The following is a 16,471-nucleotide window of genomic DNA, read 5'->3' as shown; positions in this document are numbered from 1 at the left end:
GGTTTCTCGCAGTGGTGGGCTCAGGGTGCGCGCTGGCGGCCTTACTTTTGCCCGCTGCGCATCCTCGAGCGAACCGCTGCCAGAAAACGAAGCAAGCCAAAGTCAGTAACCACGGGGAAGATAACGGCTTTACCTTTACCACTCAACTAATAAATAATATGAAAGTAGCCGTAGTGGGTGCCACTGGTTTGGTGGGCACCGAGATGCTCAAAGTGCTGGCCGAGCGCAACTTCCCGGTCACGGAACTGCTACCCGTTGCCTCCGCCCGGTCGGTGGGCCAGGAAATCGAATTCCGGGGCAAAAAGTATACAGTAGTGAGCGTGGACGAGGCTGTGGCGGCCCGCCCGGCGGTGGCCATTTTCTCGGCCGGCGGCGCTATTTCCTTGCAGGAAGCCCCTCGGTTCGCCGCGGCCGGCACGGTGGTTATCGACAACTCCTCGGCCTGGCGCCTGGACCCGACGAAGAAGCTGGTGGTGCCCGAAATCAACGCCCACCTGCTCACGGCCGACGATAAAATCATTGCCAACCCCAACTGCTCTACCATTCAGCTGGTGGTGGCCCTCAACGAGCTGCACAAGCGCTACCAGGCCACCCGCATTGTGGTAAGCACCTACCAGAGCGTAACCGGCACCGGCAAGCAGGCCGTGGACCAAATGCTGCAGGAGCGCGCCGGCCAGACGCCCGACAGCCCCGCCTACCCCCACCGCATCGACCTGAACGTGCTGCCCCACATCGACGTGTTTCAGGAAAACGGCTATACCAAGGAGGAAATGAAGCTGGTGAACGAGACGAAGAAAATCTTCGGCGACGACACCATCCGCCTCACTGCCACCACCGTGCGCGTGCCCGTGATGGGTGGTCACTCGGAAGCCGTAAACGTGGAATTTGCCCAGGAATTCGACTTGGCCGAGGTGCGCGAACTGCTCCGCCGCACCGCGGGCGTGGAGCTGGTCGACGACGTGCAGAATAACGTGTACCCCATGCCCCGGGACGCCCACGGCAAGGATGCCGTGCTGGTAGGCCGCCTGCGCCGCGACGAAACCCAGCCCAAGACGCTGAACCTGTGGGTGGTGGCCGACAACCTGCGCAAAGGCGCCGCCACCAACGCCGTGCAGATTGCCGAGGTACTACTGAAAATGGGGCTGCTGAAGCCCTAAGAAGCTGTTTGAGTTAGTTTCTGGAATACCAGTGGGGTTGTAGAGACGCAACATCTTGCGTCTCGTCGTTGCTGATGTTGGCTGTTTCCATACAACCGTTCAACGACGAGACGCAAGTATGCGTCTCTACACCGTTCTTGGCTAACTCAAATAGCTTCTTAGCAAATCGAGGTTAAGAACAGAAACCAGTTCCTGCGGCACCATTCGGAGCCGCAGGACTTTTTTTTGCGTGCGCTCCAGCACACTCTTTTGATATAGCGGCCACTTGGCTATTTTTCAGCCGGGCTTTCCTATTCTCTTTCGGCTATTCGTTCATGGATTCAACGCTATACCCCCCTTCTCCTACTTCCTTGCCGGCCGGCATTACGGCTTCCAACGCCCGTTACCGGTTGCTGATTGCGGCCATGATGGGTAGTATTTTGCTGTTCCTGACACTGTATTTTACCCTGTTGGCTGGTGCTCTTTGGCTGGTTTACCTTGCCCTGACGCTACGCTTCGACAGCTATGGTCTCTGGACGGCACTGCTACACCTGGGTATCATTGGGGCGGCGGGTATGGTAGTGGCGTTTCTGGTAAAATTCCTATTCAAAGCTGCCCCCCAAGACCCCGACAACCGGTACCTGCTGGCGCCCGAGGCGCACCCCGAACTGTTCGGGTTCGTGCGGCAGCTCTGCGCCGAGTCGGGTGCCGATATGCCCAAGCATATCTACGTCAATGGGGAGGTAAACGCATCGGTGTCCTACGACAGCACCTGGCGCAGCCTGTTCTGGCCCACTCGCAAAAACCTACTCATTGGGCTTGGCCTGGTAAACGGTCTTACGCTGAGTGAGTTCAAAGCCGTACTGGCCCACGAGTTCGGACACTTTGCCCAGCGCAGCATGAAGCTGGGTAGTTACACCCACACCACCAGCCGCATCATTCACGACATGGTATTCGAGCGCGACGCCTGGGATGAGATGCTGGCCAAATGGCGGGCGCTGGATTTGCGCATATCGGCGGCAGCCTGGGGAATGACGGGCATGGTTTGGGTGGTTCGGAAGGTGCTGGAGCTGGCTTACCAGGGCATTCATCTGGTGCACGCGTCGCTCTCGCGCGAGATGGAATTTGAAGCCGACCGCATGGCCGTACGCCTGACTGGTTCGGAAGCTATCTGCCAGGCATTGTACCAGCTGGGGCCAACCAGCACTGCTCTACAACAGGCCCTGAGCCAGCTCGGTACGGCTTTGGAGCACAAGCTAGCTACCGATGATATATTCTATCACCAGAGCCTGTACCTGAAGGAGCAGCTAGCCGAACGCTCGCAGGCCGCGGCCAAGCTGGTAACGGCCGCCAGCCCGGGCCGGCGCTTCGCCCCCGACGAAGTGCAGGTAGTGGCCATGTACTCCAGCCACCCCGACGATTATCTGCGCGAGGAACGAGCCCTGGCCTTCGGCATTCCCGGGCCAACCGACGACCGTTCGCCCTGGCTCCTGTTCGGTAACCCGCCCGAACTGCGCCGCACGGTTACGCACACCCTGTATCCGGAGTTTGCGCCCACCACGGCTCCTACCCTACTGCCCGCCGCCGAGGTGGAGGAGTTCCTACGAGCCGAACGCGCGGAGCTTACCTACCACCCCCAATACGCGGGCAGCTACGATATCCGCTTGCTCACGCTCCTCGACCCGGCTTCATTTGCCGAAATAGCCACCACCTCGCTACCCGACTCGTCGGCGCGGGAGGCCCACCAGGTACTTTTCGGGCAGGAACTACCCGCCCGGGCAGCCCTGGCAGCATCCCGCCGCGCCGATTTAGACAAGCTGAGTTTGTTCGAGCAAAAGCTCACCAAGGACCGGCAGTTTACGGTTGCCGGAGTTGTTTATCCCGCTTCTGAAGCTCCAGCAGTTGCTGCCCGGCTCCAGCAGGAGCAGACGCAGTACGCGGAGTGGCTGGCTGGGTTCGACCGCCAGAGCATTGCTTTGCACTGGCAGTTGTCGGCTGAAAACCCGGCGTGGCGTGCGCAATGGCTGGAGCGCTATCAGTTCCAGTTTCACATTCAGCAGCTATGGGTCAGCGCGCGCGACATCGGCAGCGAGATGCAAGAGTCGCTCGATGCCATCAACAAACACGGAAGCGTTTCGGAGGAAGGAGTGCAACACTATCAAAAGCTGTTCGAGCAGCGCCGGCAGGCCCTGCTGCAAGCCGTGGAAGCAACCCGAGCGGTTTTGATGATGCCCCTGACGCACTTGCAGGATTTCCCCACCCTGCATGCCTACATCATGCACAAAAGCCCTGAGCCGGGGCCGGTGCATCTGACGGGGGAATGGCTGGATGAGTTTATGGGCTTCCTTAGCCATGCCGATGACCGCCTCAACCGCCTCTACTTTAAAAACTTAGGCGTACTACTGCGCTTGCAGGAAGAACTGGTCCGGTCTCAGGCAGAGGCGCAGGCTGCCACAACGGCGAATAAATAGCCCGTCACTCAAGCTACTTCCCAAACACCCCCGCCGCGAAATCCAGCACTGCCCGCCGCGTCAGCTCCGGCGCCTCAATAAAGCCCAGGTGGCCCACGCCTTGCAGCAGCAGGGCGTGGCTTTGGGCGGGCAGGGCCAGCTGGGGTAGCAGCGTATCGAGGGGCACGGCCGGGTCGTCGTGGCCGCTGATGAAGAGCACGGGAAACCGGGCGTCGCGCAATACCTGGGTGCGGTCGGGGCGGTGCTTCATGGCTTCGAGACCGCCGAGGATGGTGACTTCGGGCGTAGCCTTGCCGATGGCTTCGAGCTGTTGCAGCTCGGTGCCCAGCCGCTCGCGGTTGGCCGGGGCCAGCAGCGGCCGGATGAAGGAGTTCATGAACTTATCGAGGCTGTGGCGGCGGATGAAGTCCTGGTTTTTAGTGCGGTTCTCCCGCTTTTCGTCGGTATCGGGCAAAGCGGTGCTGTGGAAGAGCACCAGGCCGGCGACGCGCTCGGGGTGCGCATCGGCCAGGGCCAGGGCCACGTAGCCGCCCATGCTGTGGGCTACCAGCAGCACCTTTTCGGCTCCGGCCGCATCCAGCTGCGCCAGCACGGCTTGCGCCTGGGCCTCCATGGAGTAGTCGGTTACCGGCTGGGGCTGGGGGCCGTGGCCGGGCAGGGCGGGCATCAGCAGGCGGTAGTGGGCCGGGAAGCCGCGGGTGAAATCGGTCCAGATGGCGGGGCTTTCGGCGAAACCGTGCAGGAAGACGAGGGTAGCTTTTTTGGCGTGGGGCATGAGCAGCGGGCGGAAAAGGCGGCGTAATCCCGACAAATACGCACTTTTGCCGCATCCGTTCCCGCTACCTCTCCCCCGCATGGCCTTTATCAAGCGACAGTACTATCATTACCTGATTGCCAGCGGCGCGGGTTTATTCATGGCGCTACTTGGCCGCTTCGTTTTCGCCAGCAACTACTTCAACGATGCCGGGGGCCTGCTGATGCTGTGCTTCCTGCTGCTGATTCCGGCAGCTCTGGGCGCCGTAACCGCCCACTTTACCCCGCGCACTGCCTCCAAATGGTGGCGGCTGGTATTCGCACCGTTCCTGACGGTGCTGCTGTTTCTGGTTACGGCGCTGCTTTTCCACTTGGAAGGCATGATCTGCGTACTGATGATTTTCCCGCTCTTCATGCTCACGGCTGGATTGGGCGCCTGCATCTACTACGGCCTGACCACGGACCGCGACGAGCAGACCAAAACCTACGTGGTGGCCGCCTTCGCCCTGCTGCCCTTCGTGCTGGCCCCCGTCGAAAGCCAGTTCACGGCTCCCGACGAGTACCGCCGGGTTGAAAACACGGTGGTGATTGAGGCCCCGGCGGCCGTGGTGTGGCGGCACATCGTGCGGGTACCGCCCATTACGGCCCAGGACCTGGGCCCGAGCCTGGTGGACCGGCTGGGCTTCCCGCGGCCCATTGAGGCCACGCTCAGCCACGAGGGCGTGGGGGGCGTGCGCCGGGCCACCTTCGAGCGGGGCGTGGAGTTCCTGGAAACCGTCGACGTGTGGGAGCCCCAGCGGCGCATCTCGTTCAGCATCGTGCCCAACACCGCCACCATCCCGCCCACCACGTTTGACGAGCACGTGACGGTGGGCGGCCGGTTTTTCGACGTGCTGCGCGGCACCTACGAACTGGAGCCCGCCGGCCCCGGCCGCACCCGCCTTATTCTGTACAGCCGCCAGCGCCTGAGCACCCGCATCAACCCCTACGCCGGCCTCTGGACCGGCTACATCATGAGCGAAATCCAGCGCCGTATCCTCGAAGTCATCCGCCGCCGATGCGAAACGGATGCCGCTTCCACCGCCTTGGCCGCCCGCCCGTAGAACGGTATCTTTAGCATCTGCCGCCCCTCCGGCGGCCCCAACGCCCTACCGCTATGAACGAGCAACTCACCGTCAAGAACTTCGGCCCTATTAAAGACGCTACCGTGGACTTCAAGCGGGTAACCGTGTTTATTGGGCCGACGGGTAGGGGGAAGAGCACGTTGGCGAAGTTGGCGGCGGTGTTTCGACAACAACTTGTGATAAACAAACCCATAGACACGTCGAATTTACATAATTATGGGCTATACTCATATTGGGGTGAAGACAGTAAAGTAGTATGGAATAACACTAAAGGATACCATGATTCTTCCAAGAGTAGAGGAAGTCTTCTTTTTCCGTCAGAAGCTATTGATAACTATATAAGCAGCTATCAGAAGGGCTTTGTCATATGGTTAGATAAAAATATTCCAAGCCAAGAAGAAGATTTAATAAATAATTTAGATAAAGAGACATTTAATACCTTAGTGGAATCAGTTGCAAAAATAGATAAATCAATATCTGTTGATAAAATTATTAACGGTTTAGTTATATTATTTAATAAAGAAACAAGAAACACAATATCTGTATCTGAAGTATATTATACTCCATCAGAAAGAATCTTTATTGCAGCAATAGAGTACTCATGGGCAGGACTTATGAGAGATGATATTGGTTTACCAAAAGCATTGCTAGACTTTGCCAACTCATTCTCCACCTCTCGAAAAAATGTATCGGAGCTACACATTCCCTTTTTCAATGTAATATATCAACACATCGATGGCAGAGATTTTATAAAAATACCAGAACGTGAAGAACCATTAATGCTTCTAGAAACTGCCAGCGGCATCCAATCCGTTACCCCAATGATGGTACTTCTAGAGCATCTTTCGCGGCAGAAGGAGCAGGCGCAGAGTTTCATCATTGAAGAGCCTGAACTCAACCTGTACCCGACCGCGCAGCAGGGTCTGATGAACTGGCTGGTAGAGAAATGCACGGTCGGCGAGAACGACCTGACGATAACCACGCACAGCCCGTACATTCTCTCCCATCTCAACCTGCTACTTTACGCCTACCAAGTAGCCGAAAAGCATCCTGACCGCAAAGAAGAAGTAGCGGCCATAGTACCCGAAGCCAGCTGGATTGACCCTAAGGAATTCGCCTGTTATCAGGTGGAGAATGGTGGTGTTCAATCGTTGGTAAATGAGGAGTTGGGGCTGATTGATGATAATGGACTTGATAACTTATCGGGCGATGCGGCTGATGCCTTCGATAACCTGATTCGCTTATCTAAATCTGTAGCAGTAAAATGATTGAGCGGCTCCTCGCGCATTTTCCAGCGTCGGCGGCTTGCGTCAGCACCCATACCGAACGGCTGTTTTATATTTATGACCAGGAGGGCAACCAACCCTGCCGACACCGAACGGCGATGCTCGCGCCAACCGACTTAACAGTTCGCAATGCCAGCGCAGTGGCAGTGCATCTGATAGCAATCGACCACTGTCTTTACAATTCTAGCGACTCGCAACGGTGCGACTGTGCTTTGGTGCGTGGCGAGGAAATCCATTTTGTTGAGTTCAAGCACGGCACAAACAAAAACCGGGCTTCCCGGCTCAAAGAGTGCATTCCTCAACTAGCTGCCGCCATCAATGCATTTATTCGGGCCGGTATCATCGCGCCACACAGTTCGGTGCGGGCCGTGGCTTGTGTAGGTTTCGCGGAGCAACGGCCGCCCCGGGGTGCCGCCATTGAGGCAAGGATTCTACAACTCAACTTATTGGTGCCGGAAGTAATTGTAGAGTTGTTCATTGACGACAGCACCGAATTCAACTGAAACGCCCCGCCGGACCGGAGTCCAGCGGGGCGTTGGGTTATGCCCGTAAACCGGGCTACTCTACGGGGCGGGTGGCTTCGTAGAGAAACCAGATGCGGCGCTCGGCCTCATCGATGTACTCTTCGAGCAGGCTGGCCGTACCTACGTCCTTGGCGTCGTCGCAGTGGCCGTGCAGCTCGCGCATGTGGTGGGCCAGGGTGCGGTTGTCGTCGGTGAGGTTGGTGAGCATATCCAGTGGGGTTACGTAGCTGTCGTCGCTGTCCTGAATGCGCTGGAGGCGGGCAATTTCGCCGATGGAGTGCAGCGTGAGAAAACCCAGCTTACGGGTGCGCTCTGCCAGCGGGTCGATGATGGCGTAAATCTGCTGCGACTGCTCGTCGAGCAGCAGGTGGTAGTCGCGGAAATTGCGCCCCGACATGTGCCAGTGGTAGTTCTTGGTTTTCACGTACAGCGCGAAAGCGTCGGCCACGAGGTGTTGCAGGCCGGTGGCTACTTTTTCGCGGCCCGCTTCGTCTAAATCCGACGGGGTGGCCAGCAAATCAATCTGCTCGGTGGTAGTTGCCATGTTGGTACACAGGTAAGTGAATGAATATGAAACCCTTTCTGTAACGCAGTACCGCGCTGACCGGCGCAACAAAATTCGGCTGTTTTGCCATGGAGTTGCGCTGGCAGCCCGGCGGGCCGGCCACTCATTTTCCACGCAATGGCCCAAAGCCCAAAAGCCCCGCCGGACAAATCCGGTGGGGCTTTTGATTGCCAGGTTACAGGAGCTTGGCGCTATACGGCGGCGGCCACGGCCTGCTTGATGAACTGGAGGCTGGCCACCAGCTTCACTTCGTCGCCGACCACGATGGAGCCGGCCTCGGTGATGCCGCTCCAAACCAGGCCGAAATCTTTGCGGCTGATTTTGCCGGTCACGTCAAAACCGGCCTTCTGGTTGCCGTAGAAGTCGCCGGCCTGGCCGCCGTACTCCACGTCCAGCGTCACCGACTGGGTTACACCGTGCACCGTCATGTCGCCGGTGAGCTTGTAGTCGTCGCCACCGACTTTGGTGAAGGAAGTTGAAACGAACGTCAGCTCGGGATACGTGGCGGCGTCGAAGAAATCGGCGCTCTTCAGGTGCTCGTCGCGCTGCTCCTGGTTGGTATCGATGCTGTCGATTTTGGCCGAGAAGCGCACCTGGGCACCCTCAAACGAGTCGCCCTCGGTTTCTGCCTCGCCCTCGAACTGCTTGAACGAGCCGGTTACGGTCGAAATAACAAGGTGCTTTACTTTGAACTGAACTTCGGAGTGGGTAGGGTCAAGTGCCCATTTGGTCGTGGCCATGGTGGTAATGGTTAAGGTTCAACTGAATGTGGACTGCCGGCGGGCCTGTTAGCCAACCAGCGCGCAACAAATGTAGCAACATTATTTTAAATGATGTACCTACATGGATAAATATTTCTGTCGGCCTATCTACCCCAAAAGCCAAAAAGCCGGTGCAGCTATGGCTGCACCGGCTTTTTGGCTTTCAGTGGGCGGCTTTACAGCAGCACCTTTTCCGTTACCGGCTGCACGGCTTTACCACTCAGCTCGCGCAGGGCGGTGGCAATGCCGGGTACATCGAAGCCGCATTCCTTGTACAACTCGTCCTGGGAACCGTGCTCCACTACGCGGTCGGGGATGCCGAGGCGGCGCACGGGTAGCGCGTAGCCGTGGTCGGCCATGAATTCGAGCACCGCCGAGCCGAAGCCGCCGGGCAGGCAGCCGTCCTCGACGGTAACCAGGGCGCGGTAGCGGCCGCAGATGGCGTGCAGCAGCTGCTCATCGAGGGGCTTGCAGAAGCGCATGTCGTAGTGGCCGGGGTTGAGGCCCTCGGCGCGCAGCTGCTCGGTGGCGCGGGCGGCGTAGTTGCCGATGTGGCCGATGCTGAGCACCGCCACGCCCTCACCCTCGCGCACCACGCGGCCGGTGCCGATGGCAATTTTCTTCAGCGGCGTACGCCACTCGGGCATCACGCCCTCGCCCCGCGGGTAGCGGATGCTGAACGGGCCGGCGTTTTCGGCCAGCGAGGCCGTGTACATCAGGTTGCGCAGCTCCTCCTCGTTCATCGGGGCCGACACTACCAGGTTGGGCACGCAGCGCATGTAGGCCAAATCGTAGTTGCCGTGGTGGGTGGGGCCGTCGGCGCCGGCGAAACCGGCCCGGTCGAGGCAGAACACGACGTGCAGGTTCTGCAAAGCCACGTCGTGCAGCACCTGGTCGTAGGCGCGCTGCATGAACGAGGAATAGATGTTGCAGAACGGCACCAGGCCCTGGGTGGCCAGGCCGGCCGAGAACGTCACGGCGTGCTGCTCGGCAATGCCCACGTCGAAGGCGCGGTCGGGCATGGCGGCCATCATCAGGTTCATCGACGAGCCCGAGGGCATGGCGGGAGTTACGCCCATGATGCTGGCGTTGGCCTCGGCCAGTTCCACCAGCGTGTGCCCGAACACGTCCTGGTACTTGGGCGGCTGGGGCTTGTCGGGCGTTTTTTTGTAGATTTCGCCCGTGATTTTGTCGAACAGGCCCGGCGCGTGCCAGAGGGTCTGGTCCTTTTCGGCCAGCGCGTAGCCCTTGCCCTTCACCGTCACGCAGTGCAGCAGCTTGGGGCCCGGAATGTGCTTGAGGTCTTCGAGAATGGTAGCCAGGTGCTGCACGTCGTGGCCATCGACGGGGCCGAAGTAGCGGAACTTGAGCGCCTCGAACAGGTTGCCCTGCTTGAGCAGCGTGGCCTTCATGGCCTGCTCGACCCGGCGGGCAATCTGCTGGGGGTTGGGGCCGAACTTGCTGAGCTTGCCCAGCACGTTCCACAGCTCGTCGCGCACTTTGTTGTAGGTGCGCGAGGTGGTAATGTCGGTGAGGTATTCCTTGAGCGCGCCCACGTTGGGGTCGATGCTCATGCAGTTGTCGTTGAGGATAACCAGCAGGTTGGACTTCTCGACGCCGGCGTGGTTGAGGGCCTCGAAGGCCATGCCGGCCGTCATGGCCCCGTCGCCAATCACGGCAATGTGCTGGCGGTCGAACTCACCCTTATAGTCGGAAGCCACGGCCATGCCCAGCGCCGCCCCGATGCTGGTGGAGCTGTGGCCCACTCCGAAGGCGTCGTAGGGGCTTTCGCTGCGCTTGGGGAAGCCCGACATGCCCTTGTAGCGCCGGTTGGTTGGAAACCGGTCGCGGCGGCCCGTCAGGATTTTGTGGCCGTAGGCCTGGTGGCCCACATCCCACACCAGCTGGTCGTAGGGCGTGTTGAACACGTAGTGCAGCGCCACCGACAGCTCGACTACGCCGAGCGAGGCCCCGAAGTGGCCGCCGTAAATCGAAACCGAATCAACGATGAACTGGCGCAGTTCCTGGCTCACCTGGACCAGCTGGTCGGGACTGAGCTTTTTGAGGTCGTCGGGGGAATTAATTTCCGCCAGCAGGGGCCCGGGTTCAACAATCATGCGCGCAGGGGTAGGTAGGCAAAAGGGATAAGTAGCGTTGCAACCGCCGCCCGCCCCGAAAGTTATGCCCGGGGCCGGCGCAGTATAAGGCAACGAGCAAAGTTACGGGTTTTCTGTGGGGGCGGATGAAAGGGAGAGGTAGGGCCGGGTGGCGGGATAAAGGCACGGTCATTCTGAGCATGTGGCGAATTGAGCCAGGGTGCGCAGCCGTAGTCGAAGAATCTCTACCGCAACAGTAATCCTGACGTTGGATTTACCACTGCACGCGAGATTCTTCGACTACGCTCCGCTTCGCTCAGCATGACCGTTCCTTTATCCCTACTGCCCTACCTCCCCCACTTCCCTACCTTTGCCCTATGCCGCAACTTCCCACCGACGTCGCCACTACTTCCGAAGACCAGCAACTGCTCGACAAGCTCCGGCCCTCGCGGATTGTGCTGCCGGTGCTTATTGGCCTGGGCGTGGTGGGCTTCATGTTCTGGCGCAGCTACAAACCAGGCGACCTCGACGCGCTGGCCAACGCCAAGCCCTGGTGGCTGCTGGTGATGGTGCTGGTGCTACTGGCCCGCGACGCCGGCTACGTGTACCGCATCCGCTACCTCACCCAAAAGGTACTCAGCTGGCGCGCCTCGCTCGACGTGATTATGCTCTGGGAGTTCTCGTCGTGTATTCTGCCCTCGGCGGTGGGCGGCACGGCCGTAGCGCCGGTACTGCTGCACAAAGAGGGTATTCCGCTGGGCCGCTCGGTGGCCTACATCATGGCCACGGCCATGCTCGATAATATGTACTACGTGCTCATGGTGCCGGTGGTGGTGCTCATCGGGGGCGACACGCTCTACCCCCACGAGTCGCTCCACGGCGGCCTGATTGCCACGCTGCGCATCGGTTTTATTCTGAGCTACGTGTTCGTAACGGCCTACGCCCTGCTAATGGTGTACGCCATTTTCATCAACCCTCGGGCTGTGCGGCGGCTGCTGGTGCGCCTGTTTTCGGCGCGGGTGCTGCGCCGGTTCCGGGGCCGCGCCTACCAGCTGGGCCACGATTTGGTACAGGCTTCGGCCGAGCTGCGCGGCAACGGCCGGGCGTACTGGCTGCGGGCCTCGCTAAGCACGTTCTTCGTCTGGACGGCCCGCTACCTAGTTATCGGCTGCCTGATCGGGGCTTTTATCGATGTGGGCTGGACCGAGTTCTGGCTGATTTTCGGCCGCAACCTCACCTACAAGGTCATCCTGCTGATTGCCATTACGCCCGGCGGCGCGGGCATTGCCGAGGGAGCCTTCCCCACGTTCTTCGGCAAGTTCATCGGCACGGCTACCATGACCAACTTCATGGTGCTGCTCTACCGCATCACCACCTATTACCTCTACCTGGTGCTTGGCGCCGTGTTCCTGCCCCGCTGGGTGGCCCGCATCTACGGCAAAAAAGCGGCCCGGCAGGAAATGGAGGCCTAGCGCTTTTTTGCCCTTCCTGGCCGGCTATTTCGTGACCTCCAAGGCCGGGGCGAGCTCGGCGGGCATGGGGCGCTGGTAGGTTTGCCAGAACTCGGGATGGTAGGGCACTTTGGGCAACTGGTAGATGCCGATGCCGCCACCGTGCAACTCAGGTTGCGCTTTCCGATCGGGTACCTCGGCGGCTGATATTACCGTAGGAGGGGAATAAGCTGCGTCGCAGGTCTGCTGGATATAAAATGGCTGGCGACCCAGCACATGGCCAACTTTAAGGGTGCGTGCTATGCTAGTTGCGGCGTAGTAGCGGCCATTGTCACCTTGTTGATAGGTTACAATCTGGGTAGCTCGGTGGTCGTTGAATACGGCCGGGAAAATGCGGGAAAAAGAGTTGTTGCGGCCGGAATATTTACGCGCAATAGCGTTTACCTGCATGGTATCGTGTTGCATCAAACTTTCGTAGCGCACCACCGCGTAGTCTTGCTGCCGGATGTAAAGTTTCCCTGAATAGCCGCTGATGAAGTGGTAGCCAACAGCTCGGGGGCTGGCCCGCTTAGCGGCGAAACTGATGACATAATAGGTTTCGTTGCCCCGCTGTTCAATGCTATCCAGCTGCAAACGGAACTTGCCCATCGTTTTCGTCTTGAACAGCGGCAACACCCGCACCGGGTCGAAGCCCCCGGCAAAGCCGTAGCCAGCTTCGCGGTACGCGTCGGGGTTGTCTGTACCGGTGGCCACCTGCTTCTCCTGCACCCTGATCATGGGCTGCTTTTCCAGGAAAAGGAAACCGCCAGCCCAGTGATGATAACCAGCGGGGGTCCATTCCTGCGCGGTATACTCTACTTCGTGACGAAGCGTATCAAATCCTGTGACGCGTCGGTGAGCATAGAGTTGCTGAGTATAGTCCTGCTGCTCATAGTTTGCGGCGGCGGCCTTAATCACCTTCTTCATGATCCGCTTCGGGTCCTGCGACTGGGCACTTACCCGCACGTTGCTCAGGGCAAACGCGGCTGGCACCAGCCGTACCGTGGCGGCAGCCCCGGCCGCGGCGGCCAGCGTGGCCGGCTCGTAGCCGATGCTACTCACCTGCACCAGCTCGCCCCGGCGGGCTTCGAGCCGGAAACGACCTTGGGCGTCCGAGACGGTACCGGCGCTGCGGGCCGGCACGGCCACGGTGGCGAAGGGCACCGGTTGGCCGGTTTTACGGTCGAGAATAACGCCGCTGAGCATGAGCGCTGCGCCGCTGGTTTTGCCTACCACCGGTTTCATAGCCGGGTTGATGCGGCCCCCAAACCGCGCGGTGGCCAACGTGTCGGCCGGAGCAGCATCCTTTTCTACTGCAGAAGCCAGCGTTACCCGCGGATGGGGCGGGTTTACGCTCCGCAGAAACAGGAAGCCATCTACAACCTGGCTCCACAGCCCGGCAAACGGCTTGTATTCAAAAGCGTAGGTGGTGAGCTGTTTGCCAGCTGCGGTGTGTTTGAGGCTTATGAAACTGTAGGGCTGCCCCTGCGCCAACAGCGCTGCTTCCAAGCTGCCGGCCGCTGGCACCGGAACCGGTCTATGCTGCCCCCAGGGGCCAAAACCGTACTCACCACCGCCCGATAAAGTGCCCAGCACGTACACGGCGTCTTCGCCCAGCGCCGACTTCACGGCCCGGCCCATGGGCCGGAACGTCTGGATTTCGGCATCGGCCAGCGCTTCTACCTGGTTGGCCACGTGCGGCAGGGCCGCCCAGCAAACTACCTTTTCCTGCGGGTGCTGGCGCAGGTACCAGAGCAGATTATCGGCCATCTGGGCATCGCGCGAGTTATTATCAGAGGCCTTGAACTCAGCCGAATCCTTCGCGGCGGGGTCGTTGGTGGCGTAGTCGCGGGCCATGGCCTGGAGGCTGCGCAGGTTCTGGAGCCAGAACGCGGCCCGCGCGCGACGCTTAGCATCGGGGCCGGCCGCCACCTTTTCGAGCAGCTTGCGGGCTTTGCCAATCTGCAGGTTGAAAATGGTGAGGCTATTGGCGGGCGGAAAGATGAAGTGTTCCCCCATCATGCTCACGCACTCCTCCAGGTAGTCGTAGGCAATGCCATCGGCCCCCTTCTCGGGCTTGAGGAAATCCTGCAGCTCCTCCAGCAATTCCTCCTGGTAGGCCCCGCTCAGCTGCCCATCGAAACCGGCCACTTTCAACCCGCCCGGGCCCAGCAATGGCAGCAGTTGCTGAAACTCCTGAGTGCCAGTCCAGACCGGAAACACGCTGTTGTCCAACGCCTCAGCCGCCGACGCGCCCTTTTCCAACTCCTGTTGGGCTCGGTTCAGCTCGTAAAAGCCACTTTCAAAGGCCACCGTAGTAAAGCCCAAACGCTCCTTCAGAAACCGGATCAGCCGGATTTTAGCTTCCGTCACGTTGCCTTCGCCGTGCGTGGGCTCGCCCAGCATCACCACCCGTGCCCCGCCAATTTCCTGGCGCAGAAACTCCAGGTCGGTAAAGTCGGCGTCCGCGGGGTCGATGGTGCGGATGGCATGCACGGGCAGCGGCAATGGAGCTACAGCGGCGGCGGATGGGGTAGTCTGGGCCAGCGCGTTGGCGCCACTCAGCGCAGTCAGTAGCAGGCCAAAGGCAGCCGGGAAAAGTCGTTTCATAAATACTCGGATGCTGCCAAAAGGTAAATTTCCCAGCAAAGTAGGCAAACTATTTTCCGAGCCGCTGCTGCTACGGCCGCCCGCCCGGCTCCGGCGGCTGCGGGCACGAAAAAGCCCCTTCTGCCGAAACAGAAGGGGCTTTTTGCAAATTAGCTTGTGCGAACGGACGACTACTCGTCTTCCAAATGCAGCTCCGTGCCGTCGGTGCCTTTCAGCGTCAGCTTGTCGTCGGTGAGCGTCACTACCGTAAAGGTGTTCGACGTTCCGGCGCCATCGGGCATCATGGTGATGGTTTTGGCGCCTTGGTCGAAGGTATATTTGCCGTTCATGGTCTGGGCGCCCGAGCTCATGTTGTACTGGCCATTGGCGAAGAAGGTCACGCGCTGGTCGTCCATGGCGTCGGTCTGCTTGATTTTGTCGCCGGCGGCCGTGGTTTCCTTGTCGGTTTTCCAGGTTTTGCTGTTGGTGCCGTAGAGCATGTTTACGCCTTCTACTTTGCCTTCCTTGCTGCCGCAGGCGGCCGTGAAGAGCAGAACGAACATGAACAGACCCGTCAGCAGACGGGAGGAGGAGGAGGTAAGAACTTTCATGGGGAGAGAGAAAAATAGGTGAAGGGTTGGAGCGCAATGATGGCCGTCAGCGGCCGCCGTTAATGCGCCTCTTACGGTAGCGTTGGCCAATAAGTTCGGGGGAGAAGCCGGGCAACGTATGGGTGCAGGCCAAGTGGCACAACCTATTGCCTGCCACGGCGTAAGAAGGCCGGGCGACCAAGCCGCACAGTAGCAGCTGCCCCATTGCTCTCTCCTTCACCTAACGCATTACTATCATGGGACTCTTCGATTTCCTCTCAGACAAAGGCGAAAAACAGCCGGTTCAACCCACCACTACTCCTACCGGCGGCAACACCGACTTCTTCGGTAACAACGCCAACGCTGCCGACACCACGGCGGCCGGTGATACCTACACCGTAGTAAGCGGCGATTCGCTTTCGAAAATTGCCAAGAACCACTACGGCGACGCCAGCAAGTGGCACCAGATTTACGAAGCCAACAAGTCGACCATCGGCTCGAACCCCGACCACATTGAAGTGGGCCAGGTGCTGACAATGCCCAAGATGTAAGCTAGCCGCTTCGCGGAAATATTCAAAAAGCCACTCCGCCAGGAGTGGCTTTTTCTGTGCTCGCAGTAGTCGGTTACGCGGTTTCAGGGCAGGCTTTTTATGCCAAAAATCAGGCCTTCAGGTACAGCCGCGCGGCGCATCAGGTGCCCTGACTATGCGTACGTAGTTTACCGGGCGCATTTATAAATCGTTATTTATCAGCGTTATTAAGTCGATTTTAGCAGGATTTACACCTAGGAATAAGCATTCAAATATAATTGCGACTTCTCTTGCATATTATAAAATCATGCTTATACCTTTGCAACACCAACCCGGTACTGGTCCGCTCGCGGCAGACTAGTTTTCATAGGATTTATACAGAAGTGGCGAGAGCACAGGCTCCCTGACCCACTGGCAACCTTCGACCGCGCGAAAGGTGCCAATGCCTGCCCGACCAGCCCGAACTTCAGTACGGCGGCGGGGACTATAACCTTCCAGTCCATGAGCCACTCCCTCCGCGTTTTCGCCCCCGTTTCCCCCACCGCTCCGGCCGCCT

The 16,471-nt window shown here is 59.4% G+C and carries 13 protein-coding genes and 1 riboswitch; of the genes, 7 read left to right on the top strand and 6 right to left on the bottom strand.

What is annotated here, in order from left to right; genetic code table 11:
• Positions 1-158: 158 nt before the first annotated feature.
• Both BMY67_RS01945 and BMY67_RS01940 read left to right on the top strand, forming a co-directional pair.
• Complete coding sequence (locus tag BMY67_RS01945) at positions 159-1,157, top strand: aspartate-semialdehyde dehydrogenase (protein ID WP_092767784.1); 999 nt, start codon at positions 159-161, stop codon at positions 1,155-1,157.
• A 314-nt stretch (positions 1,158-1,471) separates the two neighbouring features.
• Entirely contained in the window at positions 1,472-3,607 is a 2,136-nt protein-coding gene (locus tag BMY67_RS01940) for a M48 family metallopeptidase (RefSeq protein ID WP_092767782.1), read from the top strand.
• Positions 3,608-3,620: 13 nt separating this feature from the next.
• On the opposite strand, the gene BMY67_RS01935 is transcribed toward BMY67_RS01940, so the two are convergent.
• Positions 3,621-4,382, bottom strand: coding sequence for an alpha/beta fold hydrolase (locus tag BMY67_RS01935; RefSeq protein WP_177189647.1), 762 nt, complete (start codon positions 4,380-4,382; stop codon positions 3,621-3,623).
• 79 nt (positions 4,383-4,461) lie between these two features.
• Here BMY67_RS01935 and BMY67_RS01930 point away from each other — a divergent pair, with 79 nt between their 5' ends.
• Genes BMY67_RS01930 through BMY67_RS01920 form a run of 3 tightly spaced genes read left to right on the top strand, consistent with a single transcriptional unit; the run spans position 4,462 to position 7,273 of the window.
• Complete coding sequence (locus BMY67_RS01930; RefSeq protein ID WP_092767778.1) at positions 4,462-5,463, top strand: SRPBCC family protein; 1,002 nt, start codon at positions 4,462-4,464, stop codon at positions 5,461-5,463.
• Between the two features lie 53 nt (positions 5,464-5,516).
• Entirely contained in the window at positions 5,517-6,752 is a 1,236-nt protein-coding gene (locus BMY67_RS01925; protein ID WP_092767776.1) for an AAA family ATPase, read from the top strand.
• On the top strand, positions 6,749-7,273 hold the full coding sequence (locus BMY67_RS01920) for a hypothetical protein (RefSeq protein WP_092767774.1): 525 nt from the start codon (positions 6,749-6,751) through the stop codon (positions 7,271-7,273). The genes BMY67_RS01925 and BMY67_RS01920 overlap by 4 nt, the downstream gene beginning before the upstream one ends.
• 55 nt (positions 7,274-7,328) lie before the next feature.
• On the opposite strand, the gene BMY67_RS01915 is transcribed toward BMY67_RS01920, so the two are convergent.
• The 3 genes from BMY67_RS01915 to dxs all read right to left on the bottom strand — a co-directional run bounded on the left by BMY67_RS01915 (position 7,329) and on the right by dxs (position 10,737).
• The gene (locus tag BMY67_RS01915; RefSeq protein ID WP_092767772.1) at positions 7,329-7,838 is read right to left on the bottom strand and encodes a Dps family protein; all 510 of its coding nucleotides are present in this window, start codon (positions 7,836-7,838) and stop codon (positions 7,329-7,331) included.
• Positions 7,839-8,050: 212 nt separating this feature from the next.
• Entirely contained in the window at positions 8,051-8,599 is a 549-nt protein-coding gene (locus BMY67_RS01910; RefSeq protein WP_092767770.1) for a YceI family protein, read from the bottom strand.
• Positions 8,600-8,796: 197 nt separating this feature from the next.
• Positions 8,797-10,737, bottom strand: a complete 1,941-nt coding sequence (gene dxs, locus BMY67_RS01905; protein ID WP_092767768.1) for a 1-deoxy-D-xylulose-5-phosphate synthase — start codon at positions 10,735-10,737, stop codon at positions 8,797-8,799.
• 356 nt (positions 10,738-11,093) lie between these two features.
• Here dxs and BMY67_RS01900 point away from each other — a divergent pair, with 356 nt between their 5' ends.
• The gene (locus tag BMY67_RS01900; protein WP_092767766.1) at positions 11,094-12,188 is read left to right on the top strand and encodes a lysylphosphatidylglycerol synthase transmembrane domain-containing protein; all 1,095 of its coding nucleotides are present in this window, start codon (positions 11,094-11,096) and stop codon (positions 12,186-12,188) included.
• Positions 12,189-12,212: 24 nt separating this feature from the next.
• On the opposite strand, the gene BMY67_RS01895 is transcribed toward BMY67_RS01900, so the two are convergent.
• Both BMY67_RS01895 and BMY67_RS01890 read right to left on the bottom strand, forming a co-directional pair.
• Positions 12,213-14,816: an erythromycin esterase family protein gene (locus BMY67_RS01895; RefSeq protein WP_092767764.1), complete on the bottom strand. Its 2,604-nt coding sequence runs from the start codon at positions 14,814-14,816 to the stop codon at positions 12,213-12,215.
• A 170-nt stretch (positions 14,817-14,986) separates the two neighbouring features.
• Positions 14,987-15,406, bottom strand: coding sequence for a lipocalin family protein (locus BMY67_RS01890; RefSeq protein WP_143069664.1), 420 nt, complete (start codon positions 15,404-15,406; stop codon positions 14,987-14,989).
• 236 nt (positions 15,407-15,642) lie between these two features.
• Here BMY67_RS01890 and BMY67_RS01885 point away from each other — a divergent pair, with 236 nt between their 5' ends.
• Positions 15,643-15,936, top strand: a complete 294-nt coding sequence (locus BMY67_RS01885; protein WP_092767760.1) for a LysM peptidoglycan-binding domain-containing protein — start codon at positions 15,643-15,645, stop codon at positions 15,934-15,936.
• 349 nt (positions 15,937-16,285) lie between these two features.
• Positions 16,286-16,408: riboswitch (SAM riboswitch) on the top strand.
• The last annotated feature ends 63 nt before the right edge of the window (positions 16,409-16,471 follow it).

The sequence above is a fragment of the Hymenobacter actinosclerus genome, from assembly GCF_900111515.1.
In the GTDB taxonomy this organism is placed as follows: Bacteria; Bacteroidota; Bacteroidia; order Cytophagales; family Hymenobacteraceae; genus Hymenobacter; species Hymenobacter actinosclerus.
This window is presented reverse-complemented; position numbering and strand designations above follow the sequence as displayed.